Consider the following 14,771-nt stretch of genomic DNA (forward strand, 5'->3'; position numbering starts at 1 on the left):
ACACCCCGGGGATCCGCACTATTGTGATAAAAGTGCGCAATGATGGCGCCATCATTTACCAGTAGTGAATTAACGGGGGCAGGATGAACAAGATCACGGCGCTGAACGTCTTTCGCCGGGTGGTGGAAATGGGCACCTTCAGGGCGGCGGCGGACGACCTGCGCCTCTCCCAGGCGGCGGTCAGCAAGAACATCAACGAGCTGGAAGCCTTTCTCGGCATTGCGCTGATCAACCGCACCACCCGGCGGCTGAGCGTCACCGAATCGGGCATGGCCTATTACGGCCAGATATGCGCCGTGCTGGACAGCCTGGAGGCCGCCGACCAGTCCATCATGGCCGCCTCCTTCACCCCCAGGGGCAGGCTGAGGATCGGCATGCCCATGTCCTACGGGCTGATCCGGCTCAACCCCCTTGTCTGCGAATTCCAGCGCCGCTATCCGGAAATCGGCATCGAGGTGATCCTGAGCGACGCCTACATGGATCTGGTGGATCAGGGGCTGGATGTGGTGATCCGGGGGGCAGGCACCCTGGAGGACTCCACCCTGCGCGCCAAACCCCTGTGCGAGGTGCAGCGGGTGCTCTGCGCCGCCCCCGATTACCTGAAGGAGGCGGGCCAACCCGCCCACCCGGCGGATCTCAAGGGCCACAACTGCCTGCGCTACAGCCTCTCCTCCTCCCCCAACAAGTGGTTCTTCACCCGGGACGCGGAGAGCGTGGCGGTGGAGCTGCCCCCCGCCAGCTTCTGCGCCAACAACGGCATCGCCCTGAAACAGGCGGCGGTGCAGGGGCTCGGGGTGATCCTGGTACCGGATGAATTCGTGTCGAACGACCTGTCGGACGGCACCCTAGTCAGATTGCTCCCCGACTGGCAACCCGACCCCCACGCCCTGTTCGCCGTCTACCCCTTCCACAAGGAGCAGTCCCGCAACGTGCGGCTCTTTATCGAATTTCTCGTCAAGGCGTTTCAGCCGAGGTAAGTCAGACAGGCGGGAGCTTGGGGTTTGTGCCTCTCGGCCACGATACCGATAACCCATCTTATGCGGCGTGTAGGTTCGATTAGCAAAGCGTAATCGGACGATCGCGTCATCGGACAATCGAACGATCGCGTCACCGGTCCATCCCATCATCTGACAACCGCGCGATGGGGCCCACGAGCGGCTCGCCGGGCGGCAAGGCTATGCTTGGCTTTTCGGTCTCAACAAGGGAAAGAGGATGGCCAACTGGCGGCGGGCATGGTGGCCCGGAGGAACCTGGTTCTTTACCGTCAACCTGCTGGAGCGGCGCAACAACCGACTGCTGGTGGAGCAGATTGACCTGCTGCGCCACAGCGTTGCCAAGGTGCAACAGGCTCACCCCTTCACCATTCACGCCTGGGTGGTGCTGCCCGACCATCTCCACTGCATTCTCTCTTTGCCGGAGGGGGACACCGATTTCCCCCTGCGTTGGCGGCTGATCAAAAGCCACTTTTCTCGAGCTTTGCCGATGATCGAACGGCGCAGTCAGACCCGGTTACGCCACGGGGAGCGGGGCATCTGGCAACGCCATTATTGGGAACACCTGATCCGGGATGAGCAGGATTACCGCCGCCATATGGATTACGTCCATATCAACCCGCTCAAGCATGGTCATGTTACGCGGGTGGCCGATTGGCCCTACTCCACCTTCCATCGTTACGTGGCGAGTGGCGCCTATCCGCCGGATTGGTGTGGGTCGGTGGATGGGCTGTTAGGGGGATTGGAGTAAACCTCTCAAGGGTTAAACGTCCGATTACGCGATCGTTCGATTACGCTTCGCTAATCGAACCTACGGTCCCTTGATAAACGCAGAACTCAAGATCAAGTCAGTGTCATTTAACCATATGAATGTATTATAGTTTTGTGCTTCACTGAACGTTGGGATATCACAAATAGTGATATATTTTCATTGACGGCTAGGTCATGATTGTCCATGATTCCGGTTACACATTTGACTCACAAATTGTAAGTTAAGGGTGTAAAAAAGGGCCCGAAGGCCCCTGGTTAGATCTGGTAATACTGCACTTTGGTTGCTTCTGGTGTGCGAGACCAAAAGTAATCGTTGAAATCGTGCGGGACTACACTAAGCAGAAGTAAAAACACAAATCCTACAAGCTTTTGTCTTAAAGCGTCTAGGAACCCTGATATGAGCCACCTGATCCATTTTGGAAGGGTGGCTTTATCATTTGTAGCCTTTGGTGTTGAACGACGTGAACGTCGTGGTCTTTTTGGCATGGATAACCTCCATCATTTGCCATGGGATGAGCACAGTTTTGCCCGGAATGGATTTTGATACTTCGTTTATCACCATGAGTTGCTCCTCAGTTGATGTAAAACCACTATATGTGGTGCTCCTGTTGCTTCGTAACACAAGATAATGGTGCAGAGACATAGTTGCAATGTGTGGATAACTGGCGCGCTGTGGATAAATTGTGAGTCCCACTCTGTCTGTTAGTATCCACTCACACTGAGCGGGCTTTCATTCGTCCGCTCCGCTAAATACAAGTCTCCCGATCAAGGATGGAAAATTTAAATAACTTTTTTTGCTTGCGAAAAGGGTGCTTTTTTAATAGCAAACTTAAGTTGAATATACCTTGTCCAATATGGGGAAAATATTGTTCTTCCACAGCTTAAACACAGCTGTAGGTTCGAATAGCGAAGCGTATTCGGACAATCGCGTATTTAACGTTGTCGCGATAACGAATATAAAAATCAACCCGGCCTAAGCCGGGTTGGTTGTTTCAAAAAGCGGAAAAAATCAGAGCGCTTCCAATCTGGCATACGCCGTCACCAGCCACTTGGCGCCGACGTCGTCGAACTGGATCTGCACCCGGCTCTGCTGGCCGACCCCTTCGAAGTTGAGCACGATTCCTTCGCCGAATTTCGGATGGAGCACCCGCTGGCCGAGCTTGATGCCGCTGGCGTCGAAGCTCTGCTGCACCTCGTTCTGGCTGAAGCGGCCGTACTGGGTGGGTCTGCTGACCTGGGTGCGCAGCCGGATCTCCTCCAGACACTCGGCGGGCATCTCGCGGATAAAGCGGCTCGGCTTGTGGAACATCTCGCGGCCATAGATGCGGCGGCTCTCCGCATAACAGATGTAGAGCTTCTCCATGGCGCGGGTCATACCGACGTAACAGAGGCGACGCTCCTCCTCCAGCCGCCCCGACTCCTCTGTGGATTGCTGGCTGGGGAACATGCCCTCTTCCACACCGACCAGCAGCACCAGGGGATATTCCAGCCCCTTGGCGCTGTGCAATGTCATGAGTTGCACCGCGTCGGCATATTCGTCCGCCTGATTCTCGCCGGATTCCAGCGCCGCGTGGGCGAGGAAGGCGGAGAGATCGCTCATGTCCTCCAGCTCGTCCGGGCGCTGGTACTGGCGGCAGGCGGTAACCAGTTCGTCCAGGTTCTCTACCCGCGCCTGGGATTTCTCGCCCCTCTCCGCCAGATACATCGCCTTGAGGCCGGAGTGCTGGATGACGATATCCGCCTGCTGGTGCAGTGGCAGCAGGGAGACCTGTTCCTCCAGCGCGTCGATGAGATCGACGAAGCCGCGCACCGCATTGCCGGCGCGACCGGTCAGCACCTTGTCATTGAGCAGTGCCTTGGCCGATTGCCACAGGTTCTGGCCCTGATCCCGGGCGTTATTGCGCAATATCTCCAGGGTGCGATCGCCGATGCCCCGGGTCGGGGTGTTGACCACCCGCTCGAAGCTGGCGTCGTCACCACGGTTGTTGATGAGCCGCAGATAGGCCATGGCGTCCTTGATTTCCTGGCGCTCGAAGAAGCGCAGGCCGCCATAGATGCGATAGGGCATGGCGTCCTGCATCAGCGCCTCTTCCAGCACCCGGGACTGGGCGTTGGAGCGATAGAGGATGGCGCAGTCGGCGAGCAGACCCCCCTTCTCTTTCCAATCCTTGAGGCGGCCAACCACGAAGCGGGCCTCGTCCACCTCGTTGAAGGCGGCATAGAGCGAAATCGGCTCCCCCTCGGCGCCCTCGGTCCACAGCTCCTTGCCAAGGCGCTCCGAGTTGTTGGCGATGACGCTGTTGGCGGCTTTGAGGATGTTGGCGGTGGAGCGGTAGTTCTGCTCGAGGCGAATGGTCTCGGCGCCCTGATAGTCGGTCAGGAAGCGCTGGATGTTCTCAATCTTGGCGCCGCGCCAGCCGTAGATGGACTGGTCATCGTCGCCGACGATCATCACCTTGCCGGTGTCGCCGGCCAGCATCCGCAGCCAGGCGTACTGGATGCCGTTGGTGTCCTGGAACTCGTCCACCAGGATGTTCTGGAAGCGATCCCGGTAGTGCTCGAGGATGTGGGGCTTGTTCAGCCACAGCTCGTGGGCGCGCAGCAGGAGTTCTGCGAAGTCCACCAGCCCGGAGCGATCGCAGGTCTCCTGATAGGTCTTGTAGATCTGCTGATAGGTGCGGGTGACGGGGTCGCCGTAGAGATCGATGTCGCCGGGGCGCAACCCCTCGTCCTTCTTGCCGTTGATGTAGCCCATCACGGCGCGGGGGGCCCAGTGCTTCTCGTCGAGGTTGAGCGCCTTGAGCACCCGTCGAATGAGGCGGTACTGGTCGTCGGAGTCGAGGATCTGGAAATCCTGCGGCAGCCCTGCATCCAGATGGTGGGCCCGCAGCAGTCGGTGGGCGATGCCGTGGAAGGTGCCGATCCACATGCCGCGCACGCCGTCGCCGATCACTTTTTCGACCCGGCCGCGCATCTCGGCCGCCGCCTTGTTGGTAAAGGTGACCGCGATGATGGAGAAGGGTGAACAGCGTTCCACCTGCATCAGCCAGGCGATACGGTGCACCAGCACCCGGGTCTTGCCCGAACCGGCACCGGCCAGCACCAGCAGGTTGCAACGGGGGGCCGCCACCGCGTCTCTTTGCTTGTCATTGAGCCCGTCGAGCAGGGTTGAAACGTCCATCACCACTCCTGTTTATTTATACAGGCGGGGATTATACGGCCTGAGCCGCCAGAGACCAAGCCGTGAGCAGCCGGGGGCCAGCCCGCCCGCCAACGTGGCGTCGATGAGGCCGCAGGGCTGGTGCCGATGGAAGCCAGTTTTTTCATCAGGGGAGGAAAACGGTTGCGCCTAACGTCATGAATCCAAACACAAATGTCGATCGAGCCCTATTAATCCCGGAATTTAATTCTGCAAAAACACCATAAAACAAACACTTATAAGGCAATTTGCTTATATTTCAAACCGTTAACGCAAACGTTTTTCCTCTATGATCCCCTTGACCAACGGGCTGGCTCACTTACAGTTAGCCAGCGTGCTTTATGACCTGCCAAGACAGGTTGTGGACCCTCACATAACAATCAAGGATACGATCGTGACTAAAGTGCTCAAGCTGGCCACCGTGGCCGCCCTCACCCTCGCTGCCCTGTCCGCCCAGGCAGCCTCCGAGCCCGCCGTCATCTATGACACCGCAGGCAAATTCGACAAGTCCTTCAACGAAGCCGTGTTCCGCAACGGCGTCGAAGTCTACAACAAGGACAAAGGCGTCAAGGTCAAGGAGTTCGAGCCCCAGAACGAAGCCCAGCGTGAGCAGGGTCTGCGTCGTCTGGCCAGCCGTGGCAACGGCCCCATCGTCGCCGTCGGCTTCAACATGGGTTCCGCGGTAGAGAAGGTTGCCACCGAGTTCCCGAACACCCAGTTCACCATCATCGACATGGTGGTCGACAAGCCGAACGTCCAGTCCCTCATCTTCAAGGAGCATGAAGGTTCCTTCCTAGTGGGTGCCCTGGCAGCCATCGCCTCCAAGACCGGCAAGGTCGGCTTCGTGGGCGGCATGGACATCCCGCTGATCCGCAAGTTCCAGTGCGGCTATGAGCAAGGCGCCAAGTACATCAATCCGAAGATCGACGTCTATCAGAACATGACCGGCTCCACCCCGGCAGCCTTTGCTGACCCCGCCAAGGGTGCAGAACTGGCCAAGTCCCAGTTCGCCAAGGGCGCCGACGTGGTCTATGCCGCCGCCGGTGGCACCGGTATCGGTGTCTATCAGGCTGCCAAGGACGAAGGCAAGCTGGCCATCGGTGTGGATTCCAACCAGAACCACCTGCAACCGGGCACCATGCTGACCTCCATGGTCAAGTCCGTGGGTCTGGCCGCGTACAAAAGCTGGGATGACGCCGCCAAGGGCAGCTGGAAGCCGGGCATCCAGTCCCTGGGTCTGGCCGAAGGCGGGGTTGACTGGGCGCTGGACGAGAACAACGCCAAGCTGATCACCCCGGAAATGAAAGCCAAGGTCGAGAGCATCAAGGCCGACATCATCGCCGGCAAGATCAAGGTGCACGACTACATGAGCGACAACTCCTGTAAGTACTGATCCTGCAAATACCGAGTCACTGCTACGACTCTCAACCAGTGATGACCGGCCCGCACGGGCCGGTTTTTAGTCTCTACTTCATGACCCGCAAGGACTGCATCATGGACCAGACAGATCGCTATGCCATCGAATTAAGGGGTATCGATAAGCGGTTCGGCGACGTGTACGCCAACAAGCAGATCGACCTTCAGGTTCGTAAAGGCAGCATTCACGGCATCGTCGGCGAAAATGGCGCCGGCAAGTCGACCCTGATGAGCATCATTTACGGTTTCTACCACGCCGACAAAGGCGAGATGCTGATCGACGGGAATCCGTTCAAACCCCATGGCTCCCAAGATGCGATTGCCGCCGGGGTGGGCATGGTGCACCAGCACTTCATGCTGGTGAACAACTTTACCGTATTGGAAAACGTCATCCTGGGGGCCGAGAACGGCTGGCGCCTGGGCAAGAGCCTGGCGGCCGCCGAGAAGCTGCTGGGCGAGCTGGCACGGGACTATGGTCTCGAGGTGCCGCTGCACGAGAAGGTCGAGGATCTGCCGGTGGGCCTGCAACAGCGGGTCGAGATCCTCAAGGCGCTCTATCGCGGTGCCCGCATCCTGATCCTCGACGAGCCCACCGGGGTGCTGACCCCGCAAGAGGCGGATCACCTGTTCGAGGTGCTGAAAAAGCTGCGGGATCAGGGGGCGACCGTCATCCTCATCACCCACAAGCTGCGGGAGATCCTGGCCATCACGGATCAGGTCTCCATCATGCGCCGGGGGGAGATGGTGGCCCATGTCGCCACCAAAGACACCGACAAGGAGCAGCTCGCCGAGCTGATGGTGGGCCGCAAGGTGCGCCTCAAGGTCGACAAGGGCACCGCCCAGCCGGGCGAGGCCAAGCTCAAGGTCGAGGGCCTCTCTTACGTCGATGACGCCGGGGTGGAACGGGTCAAATCCGTCAGCTTCGAGGTGCGGGCGGGGGAAGTAGTCGGCATCGCCGGGGTCTCCGGCAACGGCCAGTCCGAGCTGCTCAGCATGCTCGGCGGCATCCTCAAGCCCAGCAAGGGCGGCTTCACCATCGCCGGGGCGCAGCGCCACGAGGTGAGCCAGAGCCACCCGGCCGATCCGGAGCAGGTGCGCAACTTCGGCCTCGGCCACATCCCGGAAGACAGGCACAAGATGGGGCTCATCAACCGCTTCGAGGCGAAAGAGGCCTTTATCCTCGGCTATCACCGCCGTGCCCAGTACAACAAGGGCTGGCTGCAGGACAAGGAGGCGATCCGCCAGGATTGCCAGGCCAAGATGGAGAAGTGGGACGTGCGCCCGCCGAGCCCGGAGCACAAGACCGCCAACTTCTCCGGCGGCAACCAGCAGAAGCTGGTGATCGCCCGGGAAGTGGAGCAGGACCCGGATGTGCTGCTGGTCGGCCAGCCGACCCGGGGCGTCGATATCGGCGCCATCGAGTACATCCACCAGCAGATCATCACCATGCGTGACAAGGGCAAGGCGGTGCTGCTGGTGTCGGTGGAGCTGGACGAGATCATGAGCCTCTCCGACCGCATTCTGGTCATCGCCGATGGCCGCATCGTCGGCGAGCTGGACGGCGCCAGGGCGGATGAACGCACCATAGGCCTGATGATGGCGAACATAGTTCCTGACGACGTGGCGGCAAGCCAATCACAAGGAGCCACATCATGAAGGTCACAACCACTTGTAACGGATTCGGCCTGATGATGGCGAACATAGTCCCCGACGATATCAAGGAGGCCCATTCATGAGCCAAGCACGTGTTCCTGCCTGGATATCCGTGGGCGTGCTGCCCGCAGTCAATATCCTGCTGGCCTTCCTGGTGTCGGCCATCCTGTTCTATTACCTCGACATCAGTCCCATCGAGGCAGCCGAAATCATGTGGTACGGCGCCTTCGGCACCGGCGAGGGGATAGGCTTCACCCTCTATTACGCCACCGGTTTCATCTTCACCGGTCTGGCGGTGGCGGTGGCCTTCCACGCCGGCCTGTTCAACATCGGCGGTGAGGGACAGGCCTATATCGGTGGCCTCGGGGTCGGTCTGGTCTGTCTGCTGCTCGGGGACGTGCTGCCGTTCGCCCTCTTACTGCCGCTCGCCATCATCGCCGGCGGCCTGTTCGGCGCGGCCTGGGCCTTCATCCCGGCCTGGCTGCAAGCCAAGCGGGGCAGCCACATCGTCATCACCACCATCATGTTCAACTTCATCGCCGCCTCCCTGATGGCCTACCTCTTGGTCGACGTCTTCAAGCCGCCAGGATCCATGGCCACCGAGAGCAAGGTGTTCGCCGTGGCGAGCTGGCTGCCGAAGATGAGCGAGCTGGCGGCCGGTTTCGGCATCGCCATGCCCAACAGCCCCCTCAACATCAGCTTCTTCTGGGCGCTGATCTGTGCGGCCCTGGTGTGGGTCTTCATCTGGCATACCCGCTGGGGCTACGAGATCCGCTCCGTGGGCGCAAGCCAGAGTGCCTCCGCCTATGCGGGCATCTCCTACCCCAAGGTGGTGATCCTGGCCATGGTGATCTCCGGCATGCTGGCGGGCTTCTTCGCCCTCAACGTGCTGCAGGGTGAGCTGCACCAGATCAAGCTCAACTTCGTGGAGGGCTTCGGCTTCACCGGTATCGCGGTGGCGCTGATGGGGCGTAACCACCCGGTCGGCGTCATCATAGCCAGCCTGCTGTTCGGCTTCCTCTACCAGGGCGGCGCCGAGCTCAGCTTCGAGTTCGGGGTGGACCGCAACATCGTCGTGGTGCTGCAGGGTCTGGTGATCCTGTTCTGTGGCGCCCTGGAGCACATGCTGCGCCCGCGCATCGAGCAGGCCTATCTGACCTTTGCCAACCGCCCGGCCGCCCAAGTGAAAGGAGCCTGATCATGTTCGAAATGCTGATCCTGATGCTGGATGCGACCATCCGCACCGCACCGCCACTGATCCTGGCGGCCATGGATGACGGGGATGTTTTGCGAGCCGAAGGGAGTCCAAGCCATGTTTGAAATGCTGATCCTGATGCTGGACGCGACCATTCGTACCGCGCCTCCGCTCATCCTGGCGGCCATGGCCGGGATGTTTTGTGAACGCTCCGGGGTGGTCAACATCGCCCTGGAGGGCAAGCTGCTGGCCTCCGCCTTCGCCAGTGCGGCGGCCGCCGCCGTCACCGGTTCCGCCTGGATTGGGCTGGGGGTCGGGGTGGGGATCTCCATCCTGTTCGCCCTGCTGCACGGCTTCGCCACCATCACCCACCGGGGTGATCAGGTGGTGAGCGGCATGGCCATCAACATCCTGGCGGCCGGTCTCACCGTGACCCTGGGGCGCTACTGGTTCGATCAGGGGGGCCAGACCCCGGCGCTCTCCGGCGCGGCGCGCTTTGCCCCCATCGACCTGCCCTATGCCAAGGAGCTCTATGACGTGCCCGTCATCGGCCAGCTCTACAGCGAGCTCTTGAGCGGTCACTCCCTGCTGGAGTACGTGGCGTTCGCCGCCGTGCCCCTGGCCTGGTGGGTGCTGTTCCGCACCCGCTTCGGCCTGCGGCTGCGGGCGGTGGGCGAGGCACCGGCGGCGGTGGATACCGCCGGTATCTCCGTGGTGCGGATGCGCTATACCGCCCTCATCATCGGCGGCCTGCTGGCCGGCATTGGCGGCACCTACCTGGCAGTGGCCCAGACCGCCCAGTTCATCCCCAACATGAGCGCGGGCAAGGGCTTCATGGCGCTGGCGGCCCTGGTGTTCGGCAAGTGGCGCCCCTGGAACGCCATGGCGGCCTGTCTGCTGTTCGGCTTCCTCGACGCGGTCGCCATCCGGCTGCAAGGGGTCAGCATCGGCGATTTCCCGATCCCGGTGCAGGCCATCGAGGCGCTGCCCTACATCCTGACGGTCTTCCTGCTGGCCGGTTTCATCGGCAAGGCGGTGGCCCCCAAGGCCCTCGGCACCCCCTACGTCAAGGAGCGGGAATAGCCCCGCCCTTCATGCCATGCAAAAGGCCCGCACATGCGGGCCTTTTCTTTGAGATATCCAGGATGTTCTTGGCTGAATAGAAAAATAACCCGGCCTTGTCAAAGAACGGGTTATTCCTTCATCAGCACAACATATCAATAAACCTGTAATTAGCCGGGTAATTTATCGGCTAGAACCATACTTTCTTATTGATAATATAGGTCTGCTCAAATTCTTCATCTGACTTGGAGATATAAACAACAAATTCGATGAAGGCAATGATCCCGATAACAACCGACGGCAAACCAAGCAGAATGAAACCAAGCAGAAATATCAGCAGCATGATCACACCTTGTTTGGTGTAACCCAGGTAGAACTTGTGAGCACCGAAAGCGCCCAGGAAAAATGCAAACAGCGCAGCTGCGACCTTCTTGGAAGAACCAGCATTAGAGGCTATGGCATAGATGGCTTTTGCATGCTCGCCTTCAATAGAAAAATCAACTTTCAAGCCACTCTTCGGGAGCTGATTCCCTTTCCATTCAATAATGTCAAACTGATATCTATTACTATCATCCCCAGAAATCAAACCAGTACGAGCTGATTCATTAAAATCAATAACCGTGCCTTTCATTATTATCTGTCCTTTAGCAATAAGAGGATAAAGACCCGGTATGAGCAGGTCTATTGCGTTTGACAGGCTACAACAACAAAGGCTCATTTGAAACAAAAATTCATTTATGAATACTAGTATTCTACCAACCCATTCAAGCCTCTTTCTTATACCTGTATCGCCCCTATCAGCCGATGGGCCGTACCAGGGCGGGTTGGTGGGGATCGCTGAGGCGCTCGGCCAGATAGTCCACCAGCAGCCGCACCTTGGGGGAGAGGTGGCGGTTGTGGGGATAAAGGGCCCAGATCCCCTCCTCGGGGGCCCGCAGCTCCGGCAGCAGCTCGATGAGCTCCCCCCGGGCGAGGTGGTCGCTCACGTAGTAGTCCGGCAGCTGGATGATGCCGATCCCCTTGATGGCCGCATCCAGCAGGGCGTGGCCGCTGTTGCACTGAAGCAGACCGCGTACCCGCACGCTGTGGGGTTTACCGTTCAGGGTGAAGTGCCACTCGTCCCCGTTGCCCACCAGGCAGGTGTGACGGGCCAGCTCCGAGAGACTGTTGGGCATGCCGTGGCGGGCGGTGTAGGCGGGGGAGGCGCACACATAGGGAACCCGCTGCGCCAGCTTGCGGGCCACCAGGGTCGAATCCTTGAGGTGGCCGAGGCGGATCGCCAGATCGAACCCCTCGTGCACCAGATCCAGCAACTGGTTGGTGAGGTTGAGGGTCACCTCCAGCTGGGGGAAGCGCACCATGAAGTCGTTCACCAGGGGGGCGATGCGGCTCTCGCCGTAGGAGACCGGGGCCGTGATGCGCAAGGAGCCCTGGGGCACCGCCTGATGGCGTCCCACCGCCAGCTCCGCCTCGTAGAGGTTGTCCAGCAGCTGGCGGCAGTGGCGAAAATAGATCTCCCCGAGTTCGGTGAGACGCACCTGGCGGGTGGTGCGCAACAGCAGCTTGGCCTGCAGCCTGTCTTCGAGCTGCGCCACCTGGCGGCTCACCTGGGCCACCGACACCCCGAGCTTGCGCGCGGCCGGGGTAAAGCCCCCCTGCTCCGCCACGCTGACAAATTCACAGACCCCTTCCCAGCCGAACATTATTACCTGTGTGTAAAAGTGATTTGATACTTAGCGTTATTATCACCAAATCGGCGGGAAACTACACTGGATCTCCGAACTCATTTCCGTTCATCCAACCACTACGAGGACGTCATTCATGGCACAGGTTCAGAGCATCAAGTGTAAAGCCGCCATCGCCTGGGGACCGGGTCAGCCCCTCTCCATCGAAGAGGTCGAGGTCATGCCGCCCCAGGCTGGCGAGGTGCGGGTGCGGATCGTCGCGACCGGCGTCTGCCACACCGATGCCTTCACCCTCTCCGGTGAAGATCCGGAAGGAGTCTTCCCCTGCATCCTGGGCCACGAGGGTGGCGGCATCGTCGAATCCGTCGGCGAGGGCGTCACCAGCGTCAAGGTGGGCGATCACGTGATCCCGCTCTACACCCCCGAGTGCGGCGAGTGCAAGTTCTGCAAGTCCGGCAAGACCAACCTGTGCCAGAAGATCCGCGCCACCCAGGGCAAGGGGCTGATGCCGGACGGCACCACCCGCTTCTCCAAGGATGGCCAGCCCATCTACCACTACATGGGCACCTCCACCTTCAGCGAATACACGGTACTGCCCGAGATCTCCATCGCCAAGGTGGACCCGGCCGCCCCCCTGGAAGAGGTCTGCCTGCTGGGCTGTGGCGTCACCACCGGCATCGGCGCAGTGATGAACACCGCCAAGGTGAAAGAGGGTGAGAGCGTCGCCATCTTCGGGCTGGGGGGCATCGGCCTCTCCGCCATCATAGGCGCGCGCCTGGCCAAGGCCGGCCGCATCATCGCCATCGACATCAACGAGAGCAAGTTCGAGCTGGCCCGCAAGCTGGGCGCCACCGACTGCATCAACCCGAACACGTTCGACAAGCCTATCCAGGAGGTGATCGTCGAGATGACCGACGGCGGCGTCGACTTCTCCTTCGAGTGCATCGGCAACGTCAAGGTGATGCGCGCGGCGCTGGAGTGCTGCCACAAGGGCTGGGGCGAATCCGTCATCATCGGCGTGGCCGGTGCGGGCCAGGAGATCAGCACCCGCCCGTTCCAGCTGGTCACCGGCCGGGTGTGGCGCGGCAGCGCCTTCGGCGGCGTGCGCGGTCGCAGCGAGCTGCCGAGCTACGTGCAGCGCTACATGCAGGGTGAGTTCAAGCTGGACGACTTCATCACCCACACCATGCCCCTCGAGCAGATCAACGAGGCGTTCGATCTGATGCACGAAGGCAAGAGCATCCGCACCGTTATCCACTACTGATCCCATGAGCGCCCCGCCCATCGATACATGGGCGGGGGAAGGAGTCCTTCGATGAATCTGGACATCATCAGCAGCAACAAGAGCTTCGACGGCTGGCACAAGCAGTATCGCCACCGCTCCAATGTGCTCGATTGCGAGATGCGCTTCGCCATCTATCTGCCACCCCGAGCCCTCACCGGCCAGAAGGTGCCCGTGCTCTACTGGCTCTCCGGCCTCACCTGCACCGACGAGAACTTCATGCAGAAGGCGGGAGCCCAGCGCATCGCCGCCGAGCTCGGCATCGCCCTGGTGGCACCGGACACCAGCCCCCGCGGCGAGGGGGTGGCGGACGATCCCGGCTACGACCTCGGCATGGGGGCTGGCTTCTACGTCAACGCCACCCAGCACCCCTGGCGCGACCACTACCAGATGTACGATTACGTCACCCGGGAGCTGCCCGATCTCATCGAGACCCACTTCCCGGTCTCGACGAAGCGCGCCATCAGCGGCCACTCCATGGGGGGCCACGGTGCGCTGATCGCCGCCCTGCGCGAGCCCGGTCGCTACCGCTCGGTGTCGGCCTTCAGCCCCATCAGCCACCCGAGCCGCTGCCCCTGGGGCCAAAAGGCGCTCGGCGCCTACCTCGGCAACAACCCCTTGCTGTGGCAGGAGTGGGATGCCTGCCAGCTGCTGCGCCATCACGACAGCCCGCCCCTGCCGACCCTGGTGGACGTGGGGCTGGACGACCCCTTCCTGGCGGAGCAGCTCGGCATCGATACCCTGGCCGAGGTGGCCGGTACCAAGGGCTGGCCCCTCGAGCTCAACCGTCACCCCGGCTACGACCACAGCTACTACTTCGTGGCGAGCTTCATCGAGGCGCACCTGCGCTTCCACGCCCGCCATCTGGGCGAACCGGCCTGAGGCTGACCCGCTCGTGTCCGACCCGTCAGCGGGCGGCCATTCACCCGGAAACAGGAGACAAGGATGCCTCTCTTCACCACATTGCTGGCCATGCCGGACCAGTTCGAGCGGCTGCTGGCACAGGTCCCCACCGACCGTCTGGACTGGGAACCCGCCAACTGGGCCGGGATCCCCTCCGAGCGTTTCAGTGCCAGGGGGCACCTCTGCCACCTGCTGGACATCGAAGTGCTGGGCTATCAGGTGCGGTTTCGTCGCACCCTGGCGGAAAGCCTGCCGGAACTCGCCTCCCTCGATGGCTATCAGCTGGCGCTGGACCATGATTACCCCCGGCAGGATACCGCCAGGCAGCTCGACCGGTTTCGCACCGCCCGCCTGCAGACCGTCGAATGGCTGAAGAAGGTGCCGTCCGACGCCTGGCAGCGCCGCGCCCGCTATGGCGGCTATGGGGAGGTGACCCTGGACGGTCTGGTGCGCCTGCTCGTCAGCCATGACCACCAGCACCTCGCCGGCATGCAGTGGCTGCTGATGCGCCTGAACGCCGATCTGGGCCTCGCACTCCCCCTCGAGTGAGGCGTCGCTCAACAGTGTCGTATCCTGCAAAAAAGGCCCCGAGGGGCCTTTTTCATTGTTGCGG

Annotated in this window: 13 protein-coding genes; 10 read left to right on the plus strand and 3 right to left on the minus strand. The window is 60.9% G+C overall.

Annotation, left to right across the window (positions count from 1 at the left end):
* The first annotated feature begins 83 nt into the window (after positions 1-83).
* The 3 genes from C2U37_RS06655 (at position 84) to C2U37_RS24570 (ending at position 2,307) form a co-directional block, all read left to right on the plus strand.
* On the plus strand, positions 84-977 hold the full coding sequence (locus tag C2U37_RS06655; RefSeq protein ID WP_104452050.1) for a LysR family transcriptional regulator: 894 nt from the start codon (positions 84-86) through the stop codon (positions 975-977).
* A 235-nt stretch (positions 978-1,212) separates the two neighbouring features.
* The gene (locus tag C2U37_RS06660; RefSeq protein ID WP_104452051.1) at positions 1,213-1,743 is read left to right on the plus strand and encodes an REP-associated tyrosine transposase; all 531 of its coding nucleotides are present in this window, start codon (positions 1,213-1,215) and stop codon (positions 1,741-1,743) included.
* 417 nt (positions 1,744-2,160) lie between these two features.
* Positions 2,161-2,307 (plus strand): hypothetical protein, encoded by a 147-nt coding sequence (locus C2U37_RS24570; RefSeq protein WP_158656235.1) that lies wholly within the window; start codon positions 2,161-2,163, stop codon positions 2,305-2,307.
* A gap of 465 nt (positions 2,308-2,772) precedes the next feature.
* Here the strand turns inward: C2U37_RS24570 and uvrD are convergent, their stop codons facing one another.
* Complete coding sequence (uvrD, locus tag C2U37_RS06665; protein ID WP_104452052.1) at positions 2,773-4,944, minus strand: DNA helicase II; 2,172 nt, start codon at positions 4,942-4,944, stop codon at positions 2,773-2,775.
* A 412-nt stretch (positions 4,945-5,356) separates the two neighbouring features.
* Here uvrD and C2U37_RS06670 point away from each other — a divergent pair, with 412 nt between their 5' ends.
* From C2U37_RS06670 to C2U37_RS06685, 4 genes are all read left to right on the plus strand, one after another.
* The gene (locus tag C2U37_RS06670; RefSeq protein WP_041212138.1) at positions 5,357-6,355 is read left to right on the plus strand and encodes a BMP family lipoprotein; all 999 of its coding nucleotides are present in this window, start codon (positions 5,357-5,359) and stop codon (positions 6,353-6,355) included.
* 101 nt (positions 6,356-6,456) lie between these two features.
* On the plus strand, positions 6,457-8,034 hold the full coding sequence (locus C2U37_RS06675) for an ABC transporter ATP-binding protein (RefSeq protein WP_104453198.1): 1,578 nt from the start codon (positions 6,457-6,459) through the stop codon (positions 8,032-8,034).
* A 76-nt stretch (positions 8,035-8,110) separates the two neighbouring features.
* Positions 8,111-9,229 carry an ABC transporter permease gene (locus C2U37_RS06680; RefSeq protein ID WP_042864622.1) on the plus strand — a complete coding sequence of 373 codons (1,119 nt, stop codon included), beginning with the start codon at positions 8,111-8,113 and terminating at the stop codon, positions 9,227-9,229.
* 114 nt (positions 9,230-9,343) lie between these two features.
* Positions 9,344-10,309 (plus strand): ABC transporter permease, encoded by a 966-nt coding sequence (locus tag C2U37_RS06685; protein ID WP_010672471.1) that lies wholly within the window; start codon positions 9,344-9,346, stop codon positions 10,307-10,309.
* A 169-nt stretch (positions 10,310-10,478) separates the two neighbouring features.
* On the opposite strand, the gene C2U37_RS06690 is transcribed toward C2U37_RS06685, so the two are convergent.
* Together C2U37_RS06690 and C2U37_RS06695 are read right to left on the minus strand one after the other, a co-directional pair.
* Positions 10,479-10,919, minus strand: coding sequence for a TM2 domain-containing protein (locus tag C2U37_RS06690; protein WP_033131364.1), 441 nt, complete (start codon positions 10,917-10,919; stop codon positions 10,479-10,481).
* A gap of 166 nt (positions 10,920-11,085) precedes the next feature.
* A complete protein-coding gene (locus C2U37_RS06695) occupies positions 11,086-11,991 on the minus strand; it encodes a LysR substrate-binding domain-containing protein (protein WP_039039541.1) in 906 nt (301 codons plus the stop codon).
* Between the two features lie 118 nt (positions 11,992-12,109).
* Here C2U37_RS06695 and C2U37_RS06700 point away from each other — a divergent pair, with 118 nt between their 5' ends.
* The 3 genes from C2U37_RS06700 (at position 12,110) to C2U37_RS06710 (ending at position 14,707) form a co-directional block, all read left to right on the plus strand.
* The gene (locus tag C2U37_RS06700) at positions 12,110-13,237 is read left to right on the plus strand and encodes an S-(hydroxymethyl)glutathione dehydrogenase/class III alcohol dehydrogenase (protein ID WP_010672469.1); all 1,128 of its coding nucleotides are present in this window, start codon (positions 12,110-12,112) and stop codon (positions 13,235-13,237) included.
* 51 nt (positions 13,238-13,288) lie between these two features.
* Positions 13,289-14,137 carry an S-formylglutathione hydrolase gene (fghA, locus tag C2U37_RS06705; protein ID WP_104452053.1) on the plus strand — a complete coding sequence of 283 codons (849 nt, stop codon included), beginning with the start codon at positions 13,289-13,291 and terminating at the stop codon, positions 14,135-14,137.
* Positions 14,138-14,200: 63 nt separating this feature from the next.
* Positions 14,201-14,707: a DinB family protein gene (locus C2U37_RS06710; protein WP_104452054.1), complete on the plus strand. Its 507-nt coding sequence runs from the start codon at positions 14,201-14,203 to the stop codon at positions 14,705-14,707.
* The last annotated feature ends 64 nt before the right edge of the window (positions 14,708-14,771 follow it).

Origin of the sequence: Aeromonas sp. ASNIH1, from assembly GCF_002934285.1 — a bacterium.
Classification (GTDB): Bacteria; Pseudomonadota; Gammaproteobacteria; order Enterobacterales; family Aeromonadaceae; genus Aeromonas; species Aeromonas caviae.